This window comes from Micromonospora sp. NPDC049529, assembly GCF_055586685.1.
In genome coordinates this window covers 45,430-63,937 of record NZ_JBVJHT010000020.1, presented here as the reverse complement: position 1 = coordinate 63,937, position 18,508 = coordinate 45,430, and the positions used below count along the sequence as shown (strand labels likewise).

Below are 18,508 nucleotides of genomic sequence, written 5' to 3'. Positions count from 1 at the left end.
CCTGTTCACCCGCCGTTGCGCTCGTCGCTCCCGACCCCGGTCGGGGCGGCTACGCTCCACCGTGGACGGCGTCGAAACCCGGAGCGGGCTCCCCCACCGGCAGGTCCGACACCGGTCCGGCGCCCGCCGGTTGCGGGTCGGCGAACGCCTCGACCGGGATCTGCGGCCAGCGGGCGAACGCGGTGTCGAGGAAGTACTGCTGCCCCGGATCCCAGGTGTGGCCGGCCTCGCGGCGGTGGTACACGTAGCCGAACGGATGGGTCCGGTAGATCACCGCGCCGTCGCGGCGCAGCCGTTCGAGCACGCCGTAGTCGACCGACCGGGGCACCGGCCGCCAGCCGCCGACCGCTTCGAGATCCCCCTTGGCGAGCAGCATGGTGCCACCGGCGACCACCTCGCCGTCGGACTCGGGCACGCCGGCCGGGCGCCGTACGGTGGTGCCGAGGGTCTCCAGGAAGACGAACTCGGCACCCTTGCCGACCAGGGTGGCTCCGGAGTAGTGCCGGGCCAGCACCAGGTCCCAGACGTGCTCGACGCCGTAGCTGTCGTCGTCGTCGAACTTGGTCACCAGGCTGCCCCGGGCCCGCCGGGTCGCCTCGCCGAGCGCGGCACCGAATCCGGTGCTGCCCGCCACCCGGACGATCTCGTACGGGCGGCCGGATTCGGCCAGCAGCGCCGCCACCTCGGCCGGCAGGTCGATGCCGTGCAGGCAGAGGACGAGTTCCAGCTCCGGGTAGGTCTGGTCGACGATCGCCCGGACCGCACCGGCCAGCATGTCCGCCCGTCGGGTGGCCAGGATCGCGCTGACCGACGGCGGGCGCGCCAGTTCCGGCAGGGCCTCGGCGGTCACCGCCGGCAGCGCGAAGCCGGCGGCGTGGCCGCGCAGCGCGGCCCGGCGCTGGCGTACGCTGCGCGCCTCCAACGCCAGCGGATCGCCGGCCGGCAGCGGACGGGTCAGCAGGTCCCGCAGTTCGGGTCGGATCAGCCCGGCGACGCGGGGCGGCAGCGCCGGCACCCGCAGCACCGCACCGGTCATCGCCAACTGGACCAGCAGGGCCGCCGTCTCGACCGGCCGCTCGTCGGTCAACGCAGCGCAGTCCACCACCCCGACCTGCCGCAACGTCGCCAGGGTCGCCGCGTCGAGTCCGGGCCCGACCAGCGGATGCCGGTCGGCCTCGCTGCGGGCCCGTCGGGCCGCCCGGCCGCGCGGGTCCAGTTCGAGCCGTACGGTCGCCGCCTCGGGCTGGTACGCCCCGGCCCGGCGCCCTCTCGGGTTGATCCGGCGGGCGTCCACCAGCACCACGGTCCCGCCACCGGGGACCGTCACGTCGTGCCGACCGGCCGGCACCGCCACCGCGTACGGGTGGTCCTGTGCCGGCCCGCCCGGCTCGGCCATGGCCGGGTCGCGCAGGACGACGTCATGGGCCCGGATGTCGGAGCTGAGCGGCAGCGCGTCGGGCACGACGGTGGTGCCGGGTTGTGTCGGCAGGTACGCCGGCAGCCCGCCCTGCCCGGTGAGGTTCGCGCTCACCGGGGCGGGCAGCGGGCGGGTCGGGCCGAGCGCCTCCACCGCCCCGCGCACGATGTCGCGCAGCGGGGCCGGGTGGCGCAGCCGGAGCCGGACGGTGGCCGGGCCGCGTCCCCTGGAGGGCAGGGCGACCCGGTGCCGGACCAGGTGGTCCAGCGGGCCGACCCGACCGGACCAGCCGGCGCGCGGCGATCGCCAGTAGACGACGACGATCCGGGCGCGGGTGGTCGGTGTCAGCGCCCCGGGATAGGCGTGCAGCAGGTCGTGCAACCGGTCCGGTGTCCCGGCGACGACCAGCACGCCGCGCGATCCGGGAAACCGCAGTGTCCGCAGGCCGACGAGGCGGCCCAACCGCTCGCTGAGCGCCGGCGGCGGACCGTTGACCAGTCGCCACGTACCGGCCGAGTTCGTGCCCCCAGTTGCGGCTTTCGACATGCCTCATCCTGTTTTGATCGGTGACCGTCGAACCATGCTACGCGGCACGACGGAACCCCTTCGCGGGCGCCGATCGGTCGACCGGCGCCCGCGAACGCTCAGCGCAGGCCGTTGCGGACCGCCACCCCGATCAACGTGTCCGGGTCGTCGGTGATGATCCCGTCCACCCCGAGGTCGATCACCCGCTGCATCAGCGCCGGATCGTCCACCGTGTACGGCACCACCTTCAGCCCGTCGCGGCGCTGCAACACCTCCACCGTCGGCCCGTGGAAGTAGCTCGGGTCCCGGCGCAGGTACCAGTCGGGCGAGACGACCGTCGGCTGGTCCGGGTCGTGCACCTGCCAGTTCGCCGAGACGGTGCCGGCGCCACTGGCGCGTACCAGCTTGCCCAGGTCGCGGAAACGCCACCAGTCCAGGCCAGCGGTCCACGGGCTCTTGACCGAGGCATCGTCGTAGTCCGCCCGCAGCGAGCACTCGTCGGCCAGCGAGGCGCACTCGGTCGGCCCGTACTGCCAGACCAGCGCCACCGTCTCGATCTTCCGGTTGAGCGAGCGGGCCAGCGTGATGGTCCGCCAGTCGAACGACTGGATGGTGACCCGGTCGACGAACCTCGCCCGCTCGATCGCCCGTACCAGTTTCGTGGTGAAGACCGGGTACGTCACCGTGTCCGCCACCAACGGGCTGATCTTCGTCTCGATGTTCAGCGACACGTCGGTCCGGCCGCTGGCGCGGACCAGGTCGAAGACCTCGTCCAGGGTCGGGATCCGGGCTCCCGGCGCGGGCACCTGGCGGGGCAGTTCCGGCAGCGTCTTCGTGCCGCAGTCGAGGGTCTTGAGCTGGCGCAGCGTCAGGTCCCGGACCAGCTTGCCGACGTACGGGTACTGCGGGTCGCCGGGGTGGGCCGGTGCGGTGTCGAGACAGTGCGAGCCGTTGACGGTGCGGTCGTGCAGCACCACGAGTTCCCCGTCACGGGTCACGCCGGTGTCGAGTTCGAGGGTGGAGATCGCCGGGTTCGCCAGCGCGTACGAGAACGCGGGCAGGGTGTTCTCCGGCCGTACCGCCCGCCCGCCCCGGTGAGCCTGGATGTCGAACGGCGAGGCGTACGTCCGGGGCAGGGCGAGGCCGCGCCGTTGCAGCAGGCCACGGAGCAGGTCGGGATAGTCGGTGATGATCCCGTCCACCCCGTCGTCGATCAGTTTGCTCATCGTCGGCACGTCGTCCACCGTCCACGGCACCACCTCGATGCCGTTTCGGTGCGCGTGCCGGACCATCTCGGCGGTCACGTACGGCCGGTAGCCCGGATCACCGACCTTGCCGTTCTGCGGGAAGCCGTGCACCGGCGAGAAGGCGGTCGCGCCGAAGGTCCTGATCGCCCGGATCGGGTCGCCGCCGAAGTCGTCGATGTCGAGGCCGCCCAGCCACGGGGAGGCGCCCGGTTGACCGGTCTGGAGGAAGTCGTAGTTGGTCAGCGCGACCAGCGGCAGCCGGGGCTCGACCCGGCGCATCAGCCGCAGGGCACCCCAGTCGAAGCTCTGGATGGTGACCTGCCCGAGCAGGCCGGCGGCCCGGATCTCGCGTGCGGTGATCTCGACGAACTGTTCCCGGGGCGCGGTCTCGCTCGGTGCCCCGGCCTCCACCTTGGTCTCGACGTTGAGCTTGACCCGGTCGGCACCGTAGCGCTTGACCAGCGCGAACACCTCGCTCAGCAGCGGCATCCGGGAGCCCGGTACGGCCAGCTGTCCGGGCTTGTCGGCCAGCGTCCGGCTACCGCAGTCGAGCGTACGCACCTGGGCCAGGGTGAGGGTGTTGACGTATTTGCCGACGTACGGGAAGCCCGGGTCGCCGCTGGTCACCGGGGCGGTGTCGACGCACTTGGTGCCGCTGACCCGCCGGTCGTGGGTGACCACGGCCCGGCCGTCCTCGGTGATCTGCACGTCGAGTTCGAGGGTGCTCACGCCGAGTTGGAGGGCGTTGCCGAACGACGCGAGGGTGTTCTCCACCCGCAGACCGAGTCCGCCCCGGTGGGCCTGCAGGTCGAAGCTGCCCGGCCGGCCCGGCTTCGACCGGCCGTCGGCGTACCCGGCGGTGGCGGGCAGTCCGCTGAGGACGGTGACCGCCGCGATGGTGGCGACGGCGGCCTTGCGCCATCGGTTGAGGGCCATGTGCGGGTGTCCAATCAGGTCGTCCGGACGCTTCCGCGCGCATCGTCGGGCGACCAGGCGTCCGCCGGGCGTTCGGCAGGCGACCATCCGGTTAACCCCGGTGGGACATTCATGCCCGTCACGTCGGAGGGCCCGGGCGCGGCGCCGATCGTGGCGGTCCACGAACACCGGTTGCTGGACTACCGGGCGCGGTAACCCGTCTCGTCGTCAGCCGGCGCGGGAGGTGCCGGCCGGCGGGTTCACCCCGTCCCGACGGCGGTCGCGTCCGGCGAGCAGCGGCAGTGGCTTCGGCTCGACCAACGGGGGCGGGTTGGGCGAGGCGGCGGTCCGGGCCAGCAGTGCCGCCAGTCCGGCCCGGGTGGCGACCACCAGCAGGCGATCGGTGCGGACCAGTGGTCGCCGGTCCGGTAGCGACCAGAGGGTCTGACCGACCCGGCCGGTCCGGACCGCGATCAGGCGTACCTCGTGCGGCCGGCTGACCTCGGGGCAGAACTCGCCCTCCAGCGCCGATCCGGCACCGACCGGGATCTCGGCGACCAGCAGCACCCGCCGTCCGACCGAGACGGTGTCGATCACCTCGCGGCCGAGCAACGCGGCGGCGAAGGCCGGCGCGGCCAGGTAGGAGACGCTGCGCGAGATGTTGATCCCGAACGACCGCCGGATCCGGCCGGCGAACTCCTCGTCGAACAGGCGCAGCACCACCCGCAGCGGTGCCGCCGGTTCCGCCGCCGGTCCGCCCCGGTCCTGGTCGGCCCGGTGTACGGAGCGCGCCAGCAGCGCGGTCTCCAGGTTCGTCACGTCGTCGCGGCAGAGCACGACCAGCGCCCGGCAGGTCTGCACCGACGCCGCCCGCAGCGTCTCGGCGCTGTTGGCGTTGCGGACCAGGACCGGGATGTCGAGGTCCCGGGCGACCTGCACGCCCCGGGCGTCGGCGGACCGGTCGATCGCGACGACACCGATCCCGAGGGCGTGCAACTCCTCCATCACCCTGGTCCCGATGTTGCCCAGACCGACCACGACCACGTGCCCGGAGATCGGCTCGGTGAGTTCGCCTGCGGCGAGCGCCAGCCGAACGTTGATCACCAGCCCGACCAGCAGCACGGTGACGGTCGGGATGAGTGCGACCCCGGCGAGGACGAGGACGAGCTGCACCGCCTGCTCGGCGGCCGAGCCGTCGAGGTCGGCGTCGGCTCCGCCGAGGGCGGTGACGGCGGTCAGGTAGGCCGCCTGCCAGAAGCCGAGGTCACGCAGGACGGTCAGGGTCAGCGTGCCGGCGAGCAGCAGCCCGGCCACCGAGCCGAGGGCGAGCCGCAGCTTGCGGTCGAGCAGCAGCCGGGTGGTCCGCAGCGGGCGGCGCCGGCGGCGTCGGGCGGGTCGGGGCCGGGGTCCGGAGACCCGCGCCAGGACGAGGTCGGCCGCGTCGTCCCGCTCCGGCAGGGTCACCGGCTCGGCCGCTGGCGCGGTGACCGCGAGGCCGCAGAGGATGTCGTCCGGATCGGCGACCCGGTCCCGGTTCACCGCCATCAGCAACTCGTCGGGCAGCCGGACGTACCGTGGGGTGTCGTCGCCGAGCGCGGCGGCGACGAACGCTGGGGCGGCGATCTCCGACCCGGAGAGTACGTCGCAGTCGCCCAGCATGGCGGCGACGCCCTCGCCGAGCACCGGGTTGAAGATCCGGACCACGATCCGGACGGTCGGGCTGACCTCGCGGGCCATCATCGCCGCGTCGACGTTGTCGATGTCGTCCCGCCCGACCAGCGCCAGCGCGGCGGCCCGGTCGACCCCGACGTGCCGGAGCACCTCCTGGCTGAGCCGGGGCGCGACGACGACCACGGGTCGCAGCGCCGGGTCGCCGTCCTCGGGTCGCAGCCCGGCGATGTCCGGTGCCTGCCCGGCCGACATGGACCCGACGATCACCGTGACCGGCGCGCGGTAGGTGTCCATCAGTTCGGCGACCAGCCGCCGGGCGAGCGGGTTGTCGCCCCAGACCACGAAGTGCCCGGCCCGCCCGTGCTCGACCGGCTCGCCCGGACCCGTGGGCGCGCCGGACCCGGGCGGCTCGACAGGGGACGGCGGGTCACCGGGCACGGGTCGATGATAGGCAGGTCGGACACAGCGGGCTGGTCCGTCCGTCCACGGAGGATCAGGCCGGACCGGAGTGTCATCTGGGCTTCGGGTCCCGGTCAGCGGCCGGATTGACGGCGTTCACCACCGCCCCGTGCTCCCGGTCAGGTTCGGCGAGCGGGCAACCGATCGGTGGAGTCGTAGGCGGTCCGGGCCTGCTCGACCCGACCGAGGAACGTGTCGGACCACTGGGCGAGGGTGTGGAACAGCGGGGCCAGGCTGCGCCCGAGTTCGCTGATCTCGTACTCCACCCGCGGCGGGATCTCCGGGTGGTAGGTCCGCACGACGAGGCCGTCGCGTTCCAGTTGTCGCAGCCGCTGGGTGAGCACCTTCGGTGTGATCGTGGTGATCCGCCGTTCCAACTCCACGAACCGCTGTCGGCCGTGCTCGTTGAGGGTCCAGAGGATCGGTGTGGTCCAGCGACTGAAGACGATGTCGACCACGGGCCCGATCGGGCAGGCCAGCTCGGGAGCACTCGACGCGTCCGGCCGGGTGGTGTTGCCACTCATTCAGGTCCCCCGGGGAAGTCACTTTCCTGTAGGTACCTACTATACCGAGCCTGCTAGCTTCGCTGGGTCACGGCGACGACCTGGGGTTTCGCCGTCGATCCAACGCCGTCACCGGTGGCGTGGGCCCAGTGGAAATCGACCAGGAGCTGTCGAATGATCGTGGTAACGGGAGCAACCGGAAACGTCGGCCGACCACTCGTAGCGGCACTGAACGCGGCCGGCGAACGGGTGAGGGCGGTCTCGCGGGGCGCGGCCCACCCGGACACACCCCCGGACGTACGTCACCATCCGGCCGACCTGGCCGCGCCGGAGACCCTTCGGCCGGTGCTCGACGGCGCCGACGCGCTGTTCTTGCTCGTCTCCGGTGCCGGAGCACACCTCGACCCGCGCGCCATCCTCGACGTCGCGAAGGCGGGCGGGGTGCGACGGGTGGTCGTGCAGTCCTCCCAGGCCGTTGGCACCCGACCGGCGTCGGTGTCGCACTCGCCGCTCCTGCGGATCGAGAACGCCGTCCGGCAGTCGGGTCTGGAGTGGGCCATCCTGCGACCGGGCGGCTTCGACTCCAACGCGTTCGCCTGGGCCGACGGGATCAGGGAGGAACGGACGGTGGCGGCGCCGTTCGGTGACGTCGCCCTGCCGACCGTCGATCCCGCCGACATCGCCGAGGTAGCGGCCGTGGTGCTACGCGACCGGAGGCACGCCGGTCGGACATACGAGCTGACCGGTCCGGCGCCGATCTCGTCCCGCGAGCGTGTTCGGGCGATCGGCGACGCACTCGGCACACCCGTGCGGTTCGTCGAGCAGAGCCGGGACGAGGCGCGGGCGCACATGCTGCGGTTCATGCCCGAGCCGGTCGTGGAGGGCACGCTCGCCATCATCGGCGACCCGACCCCCGCCGAGCAGCGGGTCAGTCCCGCCGTCGAGCAGATCCTCGGCCGACCGGCCCGTACGTTCGCCGACTGGGCCGCCCGCAACGTCGCCGCGTTCCGCTGATCGGCCGGTCCGGTGCGAGAGTGGGCACATGGCGATCACGATTCGGACAGCGGTGGAGGCGGATCTGCCGGCACTGCTGGCCCTGTACGGACAACTGCACCCGGACGACACCCCGCTCCCGATCGATCGGGCCGGAACGATCTGGCGGGAGATCACCGCACAGGCCGGGCGTACGGTCCTGCTCGCCACGGATGACGAACTGCCGGCCGGCACCCTGGACTGCACCGTGCTGCCGAACCTGACCCGTGGCGGCCGGCCGTTCATGCTGGTGGAGAACGTGGTGGTCGGCGCGTCCGTACGCCGTCGCGGGGTCGGCCGGCAGCTGCTCGCGGCGGCGGTCGACCGGGCCCGGTCGGCCGGCTGCTACAAGGTCCAGTTGCTGTCCCGGCAGACCCGCGACGAGGCGCACGTCTTCTACGAGTCGTGCGGGTTCCGGCAGATCGCCGCCGGCTTCCGCCGCTACCTGTCCGACTGAGGCCCGGTTTCCGCGCGTCGAACCGGACGCCGGGGATCCACGGGTCGGGACGGGGCGGAGGAGGCGTGGGAGCGACTCGGCGCTGGACTAACCTTGGCCTCTGGTCGGGCTCTACGGCGCGCTCGCCACTGATCAACGCAACGGACCGCAACGGACGGAACAAAGATCATGATCGACCAGGCCAAGACACGCGTCCTGCTGCTGGAGAACATTCACCCCGACGCGGTCACCCGGCTGGAGTCGGAGGGATTCCTCGTCGAGTCGCTGCGCAACGCACTGGACGAGGACGAGCTGATCGCCCGGATCGAGGGGGTGCACCTGCTCGGCATCCGGTCGAAGACGCAGGTCACCGCCCGGGTGCTGGCCGCCGCGCCGCAGCTCGTCGGCATCGGCGCGTTCTGCATCGGCACCGACCAGATCGACCTGGCCGCCGCCGCCTCCGCCGGCATCGCCGCGTTCAACGCCCCGTTCTCCAACACCCGCAGCGTGGTCGAGTTGGCGCTCGCCGAGATCATCATGCTGGCCCGGCGGCTGCCCGAGAAGAACACCGGGATGCACGCCGGGATCTGGGACAAGGCCGCCAACGGCAGCCACGAGGTCCGGGGCCGGACCCTGGGCATCGTCGGGTACGGCAACATCGGCGCCCAACTGTCGGTGCTCGCCGAGAACCTCGGCATGAAGGTCTACTTCTACGACACCGCCGACAAGCTCGCCCTCGGCAACGCCAAGCGCTGCGACAGCCTCAACGAGCTGCTGGAGGTGGCCGAGACGGTCACCCTGCACGTGGACGGCCGGCCGGGCAACAGCGGCTTCTTCGGCGAGGAACAGTTCGCCCGGATGCGGCCCCGGAGCCTCTTCCTGAACCTCTCCCGCGGCTTCGTGATCGACTACGCCGCCCTGCGGGCCAACCTGGTCAGCGGACACCTGGCCGGTGCCGGCATCGACGTCTTCCCGCACGAGCCCAAGGGCCGGGGCGACGAGTTCACCTCCGAGCTGCGCGGCCTGCCGAACGTGATCCTCACCCCGCACATCGGCGGCTCGACCGAGGAGGCGCAGGCCGACATCGGCGGGTTCGTGGCCAACAAGCTGGCCCAGTTCGTCGGCGAGGGCAACACCACGCTGAGCGTGAACCTGCCCGCGATCCAGCTGCCGGCGGCGCCCGGAACGCACCGGATCGCGCACACGCACCACAACATGCCGGGCGTGCTGGCGCAGGTGAACAGCATCCTGGCCGAGCACGCGGTGAACATCGAGGGCCAGCTGCTGGGCACCCGTGGCGAGTACGGCTACCTGCTCACCGACCTCGGCGCCGGCTACACCGAGGACGTCGTGCTCCAGCTGCGGGCGATGAGCCAGACGATCCGGCTGCGGGAACTGTCGTGAGCGACCTCGAAGAGGACCTGCGGGCCATCGTCGGCCCGACGCACCTGCTCGTCGACCCGGACCTGCGCGACGCGTACGAGACCGACTGGACCCGCCGGTTCACCGGCACCGCGCGGTGCGTGGTCCGCCCGGCGGACACCGCGCAGGTGGCCGCCGTGGTCCGGGCCTGCGCCTCTGCCGGCGTGCCGATGGTGGTCCAGGGCGGCAACACCGGCCTGGTCGGCGGGGGTGTGCCCGGCGGCGGCGAGGTGCTGATCAGCCTGACCCGGCTGACCGACCTGGAGCCGGTCGACACCATCGAGGGCCAGGTCACCGTCGGGGCCGGCGTCACCCTGGAGAAGCTCCAGGCGCACGCCCGCCCGGCCGGCCTGGACGTCGGCGTCGACCTGGCCGCCCGGTCGGCGGCGACGATCGGCGGCATGGTGGCGACCAACGCCGGTGGCATCCGGGTGCTGCGCTACGGCAGCATGCGCGACCAGCTCACCGGTCTGGAGGCGGTGCTGCCCGACGGCACGGTGATCACCAGGCTCGCCGGCCTGGCCAAGGACAACACCGGGTACGACCTGACCCAGCTCCTCGCCGGCAGCGAGGGCACCCTGGCGATCATCACCCGGGTACGCCTGCGCCTGGTCCCGCTGCTGCCCGCGCGGGCGGTGGCCCTGGTCGCCGTCGACGGCACCGACGCGGCGCTCACCCTGCTCGCCGCCGCCCGCGGTCGCCTGTCCACCCTCGCCGCGGCCGAGATCTGCTACCCCGAGGGCATGGAACTGGTCCGCTCGTACGGTCGGCTGCCCGCCCCGTTCGACACCGACTATGCCGCGTACGTGCTGCTGGAGTGTGCCGGGCACACCGATCCGACGGACGAGTTGCTGGACCTGCTCGGCGAGTGCGACGCGGTGCAGGACGCCACGGTCGCCTCCGACGCGGCGGGTCGGGCGCGGCTGTGGGCGTACCGGGAGACGCACACCGAGGCGATCAACACGGCGGGCGTGCCGACCAAGCTCGACATCTGCGTACCGTTGCGCGAGCTGGCCGGACTGGTGGCGGTGCTGCCGGAGACGGTCGAGGCGGTCGCGCCGGGCGCCCGGACGATCCTTTTCGGTCACCTCGGCGAGGGCAACCTGCACGTCAACGTGCTGGGTGCTGGCGAGCGGGCCGAACAGGTGACGGACGCGGTGCTGCGGCAGGTCGCGGCGCGGCGCGGCAGCATCAGCTCGGAACACGGGGTCGGCCGGGCGAAGGCCGAGTGGCTGTCGCTGTCCCGCTCCGCCGAGGAGATCGACGTGCTGCGCCGGATCAAGTCCGCCCTGGACCCGGCCGGTGTGCTGAACCCCGGCGTCCTGCTGCCCACGTCCGCCGACGACCACGAGCGCGGGTAGCGCCCGTCGGTGACCGCTGGCCGGGCAGCAGCGACTTCCGGTCAGCGGGTGGGTGACGGTGCCACCGTCGGTGGTGCGGTCACCTCCGCGACGCCCGGCAACCGGCGCAGCTCGGCGAGAATCGGCTCGGCGGCGGCCCGGTCGGCCAGCGTGAACGTGAACGACTCGGGCAGGTCCTCGGGTCGGACCGACGCGACCAGCTCCGGCCTGTCCTTGAACGTTTCCTTGAACCGCTCGTAGGCCCGCTCCCGGGTTTCGAAGGTAATCCCGGTCGCGCTCGGGAGCGCCCGCAGCCTCGCCTCGACTTCCTGCTTCTGTGCGCCCGTGACGTCGTTGTCCAGGAACAGGACGACGTCGAGCGGTACGGGTCGGGACGGCGATGGAACCGGCACGGGCAACACCACCGGCACCGGCGTGCAGGCGGCCAGAACAGCGACCGTCAAGACCACCGCGAGCAGCCTGATCCTCCGCACCGTCGTAGCCTAGTCGGCAGCCTTTGCCGGCGCGCGTCACCGAACAGCGGTGCTCCGATCACCTCGCCCGCCGGGTAACCGCCGACGTGCCGGATCAACCTGGCAGGCTCCCCTACCGTCACGAAAGCTCTGGTCAAGCCAGCCATGACGAGATCACCCATCCCTAACCTGGACACGGGCTGTCGAATTCGTGCCGGCCGTACGACGTAGGGGTGCGGGCAACCGAGCCCGCCACCCGATGGGAGAACACGATGACCCAGTACGCGATCCTGCTGTTCGCGAACGCGCCGGCCGACCCCGCCGACCTGACCCCGCAGGAGCAGCAGGCACACGAGCGGCACGGCGAGGACGTGGAGAGGTTCGGCGGGACCATGGTCGCGGCGTTCGCGCTGCAACCGAGCACCACGGCGACCTCGGTCCGTGGCGATGTCCTGACCGACGGCCCGTTCCTCGACGCCAAGGAGGTCGTCGCCGGCTTCTACGTGATCGAGGCACCCGACCTGGACGCCGCCCTGGAGATCGCCCGCCGCAACCCCGCCACCCAGCAGGGCGGCGGTGTCGAGGTGCGCCCGGTCGCGGGCGGTTTTGTCGCGGTGCCGCAGGTCGAGCGCTGACGGACCGGGCCGACGGGTGAAGGCCGGAGACGGCTGGGGGCGGGGAGACGGATGACCGACCGGGAGGATGTCCGGGCGGCCGTCGCGGACGCGCACCGGCGCGAATGGGCCCTGGTGCTCGCCGCGACGGCGCGGGTCGCGCGGGACCTTGACCTGGCCGAGGAGTGCGTGCAGGAGGCGTACGCCACGGCGCTGGGCGCCTGGACCCGCGACGGGATCCCGGACAACCCGGCGGCCTGGCTCACCACCACCGCCAAGCGCCGGGCGATGGACGCGATCCGGCGCGAGCGGCTGTTTCGCGCCAAGCTGCCGTTGCTGGTCGAGCCGGAGGAGTCGGTGGAGATGGACATCCCGGTGGCGGAGGAACCGACGGACGTCGTACCGGACGAACGGCTGCGGCTGATTTTCATGTGCTGCCACCCGGCGTTGGCACAGGAGGCGCAGATGGCGCTCACCCTGAGGCTCGTCTGCGGGGTGCCGACCGCCGACATCGCCCGCGCGTTCCTGGTCTCGGAGGCGACGATGGCGGCCCGGCTGACCCGGGCGAAGAAGAAGATCACGGTCGCCCGGATCCCCTACCGGGTGCCCGGAGCCGCCGAGTTGCCGGAGCGGCTGGCCGGAGTGCTCGGGGTGATCCACGTGCTGTTCACCCTCGGGCACACGGCGCCGGCCGGTGCGGCGCTGGTGCGTACGGATCTGGTCGACCGGGCGGTGCACCTGACCCGGATGCTGCGGGAGCTGATGCCCGACGAGCGGGACGTGTGGGGCCTGCTCGCCCTGCTGCTGGTCACCGACGCCCGGCGGGCCACCCGGGTCGACGACCGGGGCCGGTTGCTGCGGCTGGAGGAGCAGGACCGGTCGCGCTGGGACCGGTCGGCGATCGCCGAGGCAAGCAACCTGATCATGGATGGTCTGCGCGGTGGCCGCCCGGGACGCTATGTGCTCCAGGCGGCCATCGCGGCCGTGTACGCCGAGGCGCCGACCTACGAACAGACGGACTGGCCGCAGATCGTGACCCTGTACGACGTACTGCTGTCGGTCTGGCCGTCGCCGGTGGTGGCGTTGAACCGGACGGTGGCGCTGGCCGAGGTCTCGGGGCCGGCGCGGGCGCTGGCCGAGGTGGAGGAGTTGGAGCGGGACGAGCGGTTGGCGGGTTACCAGTACCTGCCGGCGGTGAGGGCGGACCTGCTGCGGCGCCTGGGGCGTGCCGACGAGGCAGCGGTCGCGTACCGCCGGGCGCTGGAGTTGACCGGGAACGAGGCCGAGCGGGAGTTCCTGACCGAGCGCCTGGCCGCCGCGACCGAGCCCGGGTAGCCCCCGCTGCGGGTACGGTCACCGGCGGACCGCGACATCCACCTCCGCGCGGAGGTCAGCGGCGGACCACGACATCCACGTCCGCGCGGAGGTCACCGGCAGACGACTCCCACGCACCCGTTCGGGTCACCGGTCGAGACGTTGCCGCCACCGTCGCGGACGCTGCCGAGCGGTAGCGCCTCGATGCCGTGGTCGGCGTTGCTCTGGGTACGGTTCCCGGTGACCACGATGTCGCTGCCGACCGGCACGTTCGTGTGCAGCCCGTCGTCGTTGGGGCGACCGGCGGCGTCGGACTCGCCGGAGGCGTATCCGTTGGCCGTGAACCGGTTGTCGGAGACGCTGATCCGCGCCGGCACCGGTCCGACCGTGGTCGCTTCGATGAACAGGCCCACCGCCCCGTTGTCGGTGAAGGTGTTGCGGGTGACGGTCAACCCCTCGACGACGGCGAGCAGGTCCACCCGCACGTACAGCCCGTAGGACTGACCGGTGAACTGGTTGTCGAGCACCCTCGCGTCGCGCGAGGGCCCGAAGATCACAAAGCCGAACTCGGCGGCCCGGAACCGGTTGCCCCGGACGACGGCGTCGTCGACGGCGGGCCCGAAGATCACGGTCCCGCTGACGAACTCGTTGTCGACGATCGATGGCGCGGTGGACTCGGAGACCCGGATCCCGGCCTGGGTGAAGGAGTTGCCGCGTACCACCGTGTGGTTCGCCTCGGAGAGGGAGAGCCGGCCGCCCCGGAAGGTGTTGTCGGCGACCAGCGATCTGTGGGTGTTGATGCTCAGGTCGATCCCGCCGAACACGGCGATGTCGCGGATGACGACCCCACTGGAGTTCGTCGCCACCACAGCCGACGTACCGCTCTGAACGGCTTCGACGGCGCCGTCGCTGATCCGCAGGCCCGAGACGGATTCGGCCCGCACCCCACCGCCCCCCGGGGCTTCGGAGCCGTTGCGGAGCAGGCGTACGCCCTCGACCACGGTGTTGCGGGTGGAGTCGAGGTCGATCCCCCACGCGAAGTCGATGATCGCGCCGTTGCGGATGCGCAGTCCACTGCGCTGGGTCGCGGAGATACCGACACCGCCGGTACGCGGGCCGCTGATCACATGCTGGTTGAGATCCACCGTGACGCCGTTCGCGCCGATCACCAGTCCGACCCCGGCACAGCGTAGATCGGCCCGCAGGGTCACGTCCCTGGTGATGGTGTCACCGCAGGCTACGGGCGGGGGCGCCGCAGCCGACACCGGCGTGGCCGACACCGCCAACCCTGCGGCAAGGAACAGGATCGTTCCACTACGAAGCAACACTCGGTTACGTGCCATCTCTCTCACCACACAAACACTCGGGGAATTCCCCAGAGCGTAGTAACGCTGAGTGATCGAGTGCTCACATCTGTCACCTAGGCGACCCCATCCCGCCGCGTTGATCATGAAGTTAGCGCATCTCCGAGACCGGATTCCTGCACCAACTTCATGATCAACGCGACGAGGTGGGGTGGGAGGGGTCAGGGGGTGCGGGTGCGGGTGCGGTGGATGGTGTTGCGGTACCAGAGGGCGCTGGCCTTGGGGGTGCGGACCTGGGTGTCGTAGTCGACTCGGATGATGCCGAACCGCTTGTCGTAGCCGTAGGCCCACTCGAAGTTGTCCATCAGCGACCAGGCGAAGTAGCCACGGATGTCGGCGCCCTGCTGGCGGGCGAGGGCGACCGCGCCGAGGTGCGAGACGAAGTAGTCGATCCGGTCGTCGTCCTGGACGAAGCCGTTGGCGTCCGGCTGGTCGTCGAAGGCGGACCCGTTCTCGGTGATCACCATGGGCAGGTCGGGGTAGTCACGGCTGAGCCGTACCAGCAGCTCGGTGAAGCCCTCGGGCACTATCTCCCAGTCCATCGCGGTCCGGGGCCGACCGAACGGCACCTCGCGGCTGACCGGCAGCCCGTCGGCGTCCTCGGTGCGTCCCTGCTCGTCCACCCCGGAGTGCTGGGTGCTGAAGTAGTAGTTGACGCCGAGCACGTCGATCGGGGCCGAGATGATCTCCAGGTCACCGTCCCGCACCGGCAGCTCGATCCCACGCGCGGCCAGGTCGGCGACGATGTCCTGGGGGTAGCGGCCGTGCCGCAGCGGGTCGAGGTAGATCCGGACGCCGAGCCCGTCCGCCCGGCGGGCCGCGTTCACGTCGGCCTCGCTCTCGGTCGCCGCGACCGAGGTGCCCATGTTCAGCGTGATGCCGAGGTCGATCGGGCCGGGCGCCGCCGCCCGCATCCGCTGGGTGGCCAGCCCGTGCCCGAGCAGGAGATGGTGTACGGCGTGCATGCCGGCCTCGAAGTCCTGCCGGCCCGGCGCGTGCCGCCCGTACGCGTAACCGAGCATCGCCGAGCACCACGGCTCGTTCAGCGTCGTCCAGGTGCGTACCCGGTCTTTGAGCTGGTCGAAGACGAGCATGGAGTAGTCGGCGAACCGGTAGGCGGTGTCCCGCGCCGGCCAGCCGCCCGCGTCCTCCAGCTCCTGCGGCAGGTCCCAGTGGTAGAGGGTGACCCACGGGTCGATCCCCTGGGCCAGCAACTCGTCCACCAGCCGGTCGTAGAACGCCAACCCGGCCGGGTTCGCCGGGCCACGGCCGCCCGGCTGCACCCGGGGCCAGGCCACCGAGAACCGGTAGGTGTCCACCCCGAGGTCGCGCATCAGCCCGACGTCGGCGGGCATCCGGTGGTAGTGGTCGCAGGCGATGTCGCCGTGTTCGCCGTTGTGCACCGCGCCGGGGACCCGGCAGAAGGTGTCCCAGATCGACGGGGTGCGTCCGTCCTCGGCGACGGCGCCCTCGATCTGGTACGACGAGGTCGCCACACCCCAGCGGAAGCTGGCGGGCAGGCTGTCGATCGGGTCGGGTTGACCGCTGGCGACGCGGGCGGGATCGAGTGTCGAGGCGGTCGTGTCCATGGCTCTCCTGATCGGTGTGGGGAACTGGTGTCGGACTGGCGGGTGCGCGGCGGCCGCCCGTGGGTGGGCCGCGCGCGACGCGACGGACGACGGTGCGCACCGTCGGAGTCAGCTCCGGCTGATCACGACGGACTCGCGGGTGGGGTGCAGCCAGCAGGCCACGTTCCGGTCGGCGGCGGTCCCCTCCTTCGGCACGCCCAGCACCGGGATCTGGGTGGCGCACGGGTCGAACGCCTTCGGGCAGCGCGGGTGGAACGAGCAGCCGCTCGGCATGCCGCGCAGGTCCGGCGGGGAACCGGGGATGCCGCTCAGTTCGCGGCGGGGTCCGCGCAGGGCCGGAAAGGAGTTCAACAACCCCTCGCTGTACGGGTGCAGCGAGTCGCGGTAGAGCGCCGCCGCGGGCGCCTCCTCGACGATCCGTCCCCCGTACATGATCGCGATCCGGTCGGAGAACTCGACCAGCAGCGACAGGTCGTGGGTGATGAACAGCACCGAGAAGCCGAGCCGTTCGCGCAGTTCGACGAGCTGCCCCAGGATCTGCCGCTGCATCACCACGTCGAGGGCGGTGGTCGGCTCGTCCATGATGACGATCTGCGGCTCCAGGGCGAGCGCCATGCCGATCATGACCCGTTGCCGCATGCCGCCGGAGAGCTGGTGCGGGTAGCTGTCCAGCCGGTCGGCGGCGATGCCGACGAGTTTGAGCAGTTCGCGGGCGCGGGCCAGCCGGGCGGCTGCGCTCATCGTCGGCTCGTGCGCCTGGATCACGTCCATCAGCTGGGTGGAGACCTTGTGCACCGGGTTGAGCGAGTTCATCGCCCCCTGGAACACGATCGAGGTCTCGGCCCAGCGGAACCGGCGCAGCTGCGCCGGGCTGAGGGTCATGATGTCGATCGGATCGCCGCTCGGCGGGTGGTAGAGCACCGAGCCGCCGCTGATCACACCGGGCGGGGGCAGCAGCCGGGTCACCCCGTACGCCAGGGTGGACTTGCCGCTGCCGCTCTCCCCGGCCAGGCCCAGCACCTCGCCCCGGTGCAGGGTGAGGCTGACGTCCCGGACCGCCCGGACGGCCTGGTCGCCGAGTCCGTAGTCGACGTTCAGATTCTTGATCTCCAGCACGGGTCGGCTCATCGCCCGGCCGCCTTTCCCTCGGCGTTGGTCAGCACGGCGGCACCCCGGGGCGCCGGTGGCGGGCTCGGCGGTGCCCCGAGTACGGGGGTGAAGCCGACCCGCATCCGGACCACCCGGCCGTCGGCCGTACGCACCTTCGCCTTGCCGCTGCTGCGCAGTCGGGGGCTGACGAACTCGTCGATGCCGAAGTTGACCAGCGACAGCGCGGTGCCGAGGATGGCGATCGCCAGTCCGGCCGGGACGAACCACCACCACGCGCCCTGGGCCAGGGCCTGCTGGCTCTGCGCCCAGAACAGGATGGTGCCCCAGTTCCACTCGGAGATGGTGGAGATGCCGATGAAGGCCAGGGTGATCTCGGACATGACGGCGAAGATGACGGTGCCGACGAAGTTCGAGGCGATGATCGCGGTCAGGTTCGGCAGGATCTCGAAGCCGACGATCCGCCAGGTGCTCTCCCCGCTGGCGCGGGCCGCCTCGACGTAGTCGCGGCGGCGCAGCGAGAGGGTCTGGGCGCGCAGCACCCGCGCTCCCCAGGCCCAGGAGGTCAACCCGATGACCAGGGCGACGACCAGGTCACCGGCCGACGAGATGGTCGAGGCGACGATGATGACCAGCGGCAGCGCCGGGATCACCAGGAACACGTTCGACAGGGCGGAGAGGCTCTCGTCGGCGGCCCCGCCGAGGTAGCCGGCGGTGACCCCGATGACCACCGAGAGCACGGTCGCGACCACCCCGGCGAGGAAGCCGACGAAGATGACGCCCCGGGTGCCGACCAGGACCTGACTGAAGATGTCCTGGCCGAGGTGGGTGGTGCCGAACCAGTGTTCCCCGGACGGCGGCGCTACCAGGTCGGGTCCGCGCCCGGACGGGTCGTACGGGGCGATCCACGGGCCGATCACCGCGATCAGCAGGAAGACGCCCAGGATGATCAGCCCGGTCGCGGCCTTGGGGTTGGCCACGAACCGGAACCTGCGGCGACGGGCGGCGGCCGGCGGTGTGGCGTCGGTGACCGCGCCGGTGGGGATGACAGCGTCGATGCTGCTGGTGGGGATGGCCATC

General features: G+C 71.9%; 15 protein-coding genes. 6 read left to right on the top strand and 9 right to left on the bottom strand.

Annotated elements, in window-relative coordinates; all coding sequences use genetic code 11:
- Positions 1-49 precede the first annotated feature (49 nt).
- The 4 genes from ACZ6QQ_RS29555 to ACZ6QQ_RS29540 all read right to left on the bottom strand — a co-directional run bounded on the left by ACZ6QQ_RS29555 (position 50) and on the right by ACZ6QQ_RS29540 (position 6,758).
- Entirely contained in the window at positions 50-1,963 is a 1,914-nt protein-coding gene (locus ACZ6QQ_RS29555; RefSeq protein WP_465880717.1) for a glycosyltransferase family 2 protein, read from the bottom strand.
- Positions 1,964-2,061: 98 nt separating this feature from the next.
- A complete protein-coding gene (locus tag ACZ6QQ_RS29550; RefSeq protein WP_465880716.1) occupies positions 2,062-4,125 on the bottom strand; it encodes a glycerophosphodiester phosphodiesterase family protein in 2,064 nt (687 codons plus the stop codon).
- 207 nt (positions 4,126-4,332) lie between these two features.
- Complete coding sequence (locus ACZ6QQ_RS29545) at positions 4,333-6,213, bottom strand: potassium channel family protein (protein ID WP_465880714.1); 1,881 nt, start codon at positions 6,211-6,213, stop codon at positions 4,333-4,335.
- A gap of 140 nt (positions 6,214-6,353) precedes the next feature.
- The gene (locus tag ACZ6QQ_RS29540; protein WP_465880712.1) at positions 6,354-6,758 is read right to left on the bottom strand and encodes a winged helix-turn-helix transcriptional regulator; all 405 of its coding nucleotides are present in this window, start codon (positions 6,756-6,758) and stop codon (positions 6,354-6,356) included.
- Positions 6,759-6,911: 153 nt separating this feature from the next.
- Between ACZ6QQ_RS29540 and ACZ6QQ_RS29535 the strand changes: the two genes are divergently transcribed.
- From ACZ6QQ_RS29535 to ACZ6QQ_RS29520, 4 genes are all read left to right on the top strand, one after another.
- Positions 6,912-7,751 (top strand): NAD(P)H-binding protein, encoded by an 840-nt coding sequence (locus ACZ6QQ_RS29535; RefSeq protein ID WP_465880711.1) that lies wholly within the window; start codon positions 6,912-6,914, stop codon positions 7,749-7,751.
- Between the two features lie 28 nt (positions 7,752-7,779).
- Positions 7,780-8,226, top strand: coding sequence for a GNAT family N-acetyltransferase (locus tag ACZ6QQ_RS29530; protein ID WP_465880710.1), 447 nt, complete (start codon positions 7,780-7,782; stop codon positions 8,224-8,226).
- Between the two features lie 168 nt (positions 8,227-8,394).
- Complete coding sequence (gene serA, locus ACZ6QQ_RS29525) at positions 8,395-9,609, top strand: phosphoglycerate dehydrogenase (protein WP_465880708.1); 1,215 nt, start codon at positions 8,395-8,397, stop codon at positions 9,607-9,609.
- The gene (locus ACZ6QQ_RS29520) at positions 9,606-10,988 is read left to right on the top strand and encodes an FAD-binding oxidoreductase (RefSeq protein ID WP_465880706.1); all 1,383 of its coding nucleotides are present in this window, start codon (positions 9,606-9,608) and stop codon (positions 10,986-10,988) included. Before serA ends, ACZ6QQ_RS29520 begins: the two co-directional genes overlap by 4 nt.
- 41 nt (positions 10,989-11,029) lie before the next feature.
- Here the strand turns inward: ACZ6QQ_RS29520 and ACZ6QQ_RS29515 are convergent, their stop codons facing one another.
- On the bottom strand, positions 11,030-11,461 hold the full coding sequence (locus ACZ6QQ_RS29515; RefSeq protein WP_465880705.1) for a permease-like cell division protein FtsX: 432 nt from the start codon (positions 11,459-11,461) through the stop codon (positions 11,030-11,032).
- 251 nt (positions 11,462-11,712) lie between these two features.
- Here ACZ6QQ_RS29515 and ACZ6QQ_RS29510 point away from each other — a divergent pair, with 251 nt between their 5' ends.
- Together ACZ6QQ_RS29510 and ACZ6QQ_RS29505 are read left to right on the top strand one after the other, a co-directional pair.
- Positions 11,713-12,075, top strand: coding sequence for a YciI family protein (locus tag ACZ6QQ_RS29510; protein ID WP_465880704.1), 363 nt, complete (start codon positions 11,713-11,715; stop codon positions 12,073-12,075).
- A gap of 114 nt (positions 12,076-12,189) precedes the next feature.
- A complete protein-coding gene (locus ACZ6QQ_RS29505) occupies positions 12,190-13,389 on the top strand; it encodes an RNA polymerase sigma factor (RefSeq protein WP_465880795.1) in 1,200 nt (399 codons plus the stop codon).
- Between the two features lie 92 nt (positions 13,390-13,481).
- On the opposite strand, the gene ACZ6QQ_RS29500 is transcribed toward ACZ6QQ_RS29505, so the two are convergent.
- The 4 genes from ACZ6QQ_RS29500 to ACZ6QQ_RS29485 form a co-directional block, all read right to left on the bottom strand.
- Entirely contained in the window at positions 13,482-14,711 is a 1,230-nt protein-coding gene (locus ACZ6QQ_RS29500; RefSeq protein WP_465880702.1) for a right-handed parallel beta-helix repeat-containing protein, read from the bottom strand.
- A 182-nt stretch (positions 14,712-14,893) separates the two neighbouring features.
- Entirely contained in the window at positions 14,894-16,321 is a 1,428-nt protein-coding gene (locus tag ACZ6QQ_RS29495) for a GH1 family beta-glucosidase (RefSeq protein ID WP_465880700.1), read from the bottom strand.
- A 108-nt stretch (positions 16,322-16,429) separates the two neighbouring features.
- Positions 16,430-17,449 (bottom strand): ABC transporter ATP-binding protein, encoded by a 1,020-nt coding sequence (locus tag ACZ6QQ_RS29490; protein ID WP_465880698.1) that lies wholly within the window; start codon positions 17,447-17,449, stop codon positions 16,430-16,432.
- Positions 17,446-18,507 (bottom strand): ABC transporter permease, encoded by a 1,062-nt coding sequence (locus ACZ6QQ_RS29485; RefSeq protein WP_465880696.1) that lies wholly within the window; start codon positions 18,505-18,507, stop codon positions 17,446-17,448. The genes ACZ6QQ_RS29490 and ACZ6QQ_RS29485 overlap by 4 nt, the downstream gene beginning before the upstream one ends.
- Between the last annotated feature and the right edge of the window lies 1 nt (position 18,508).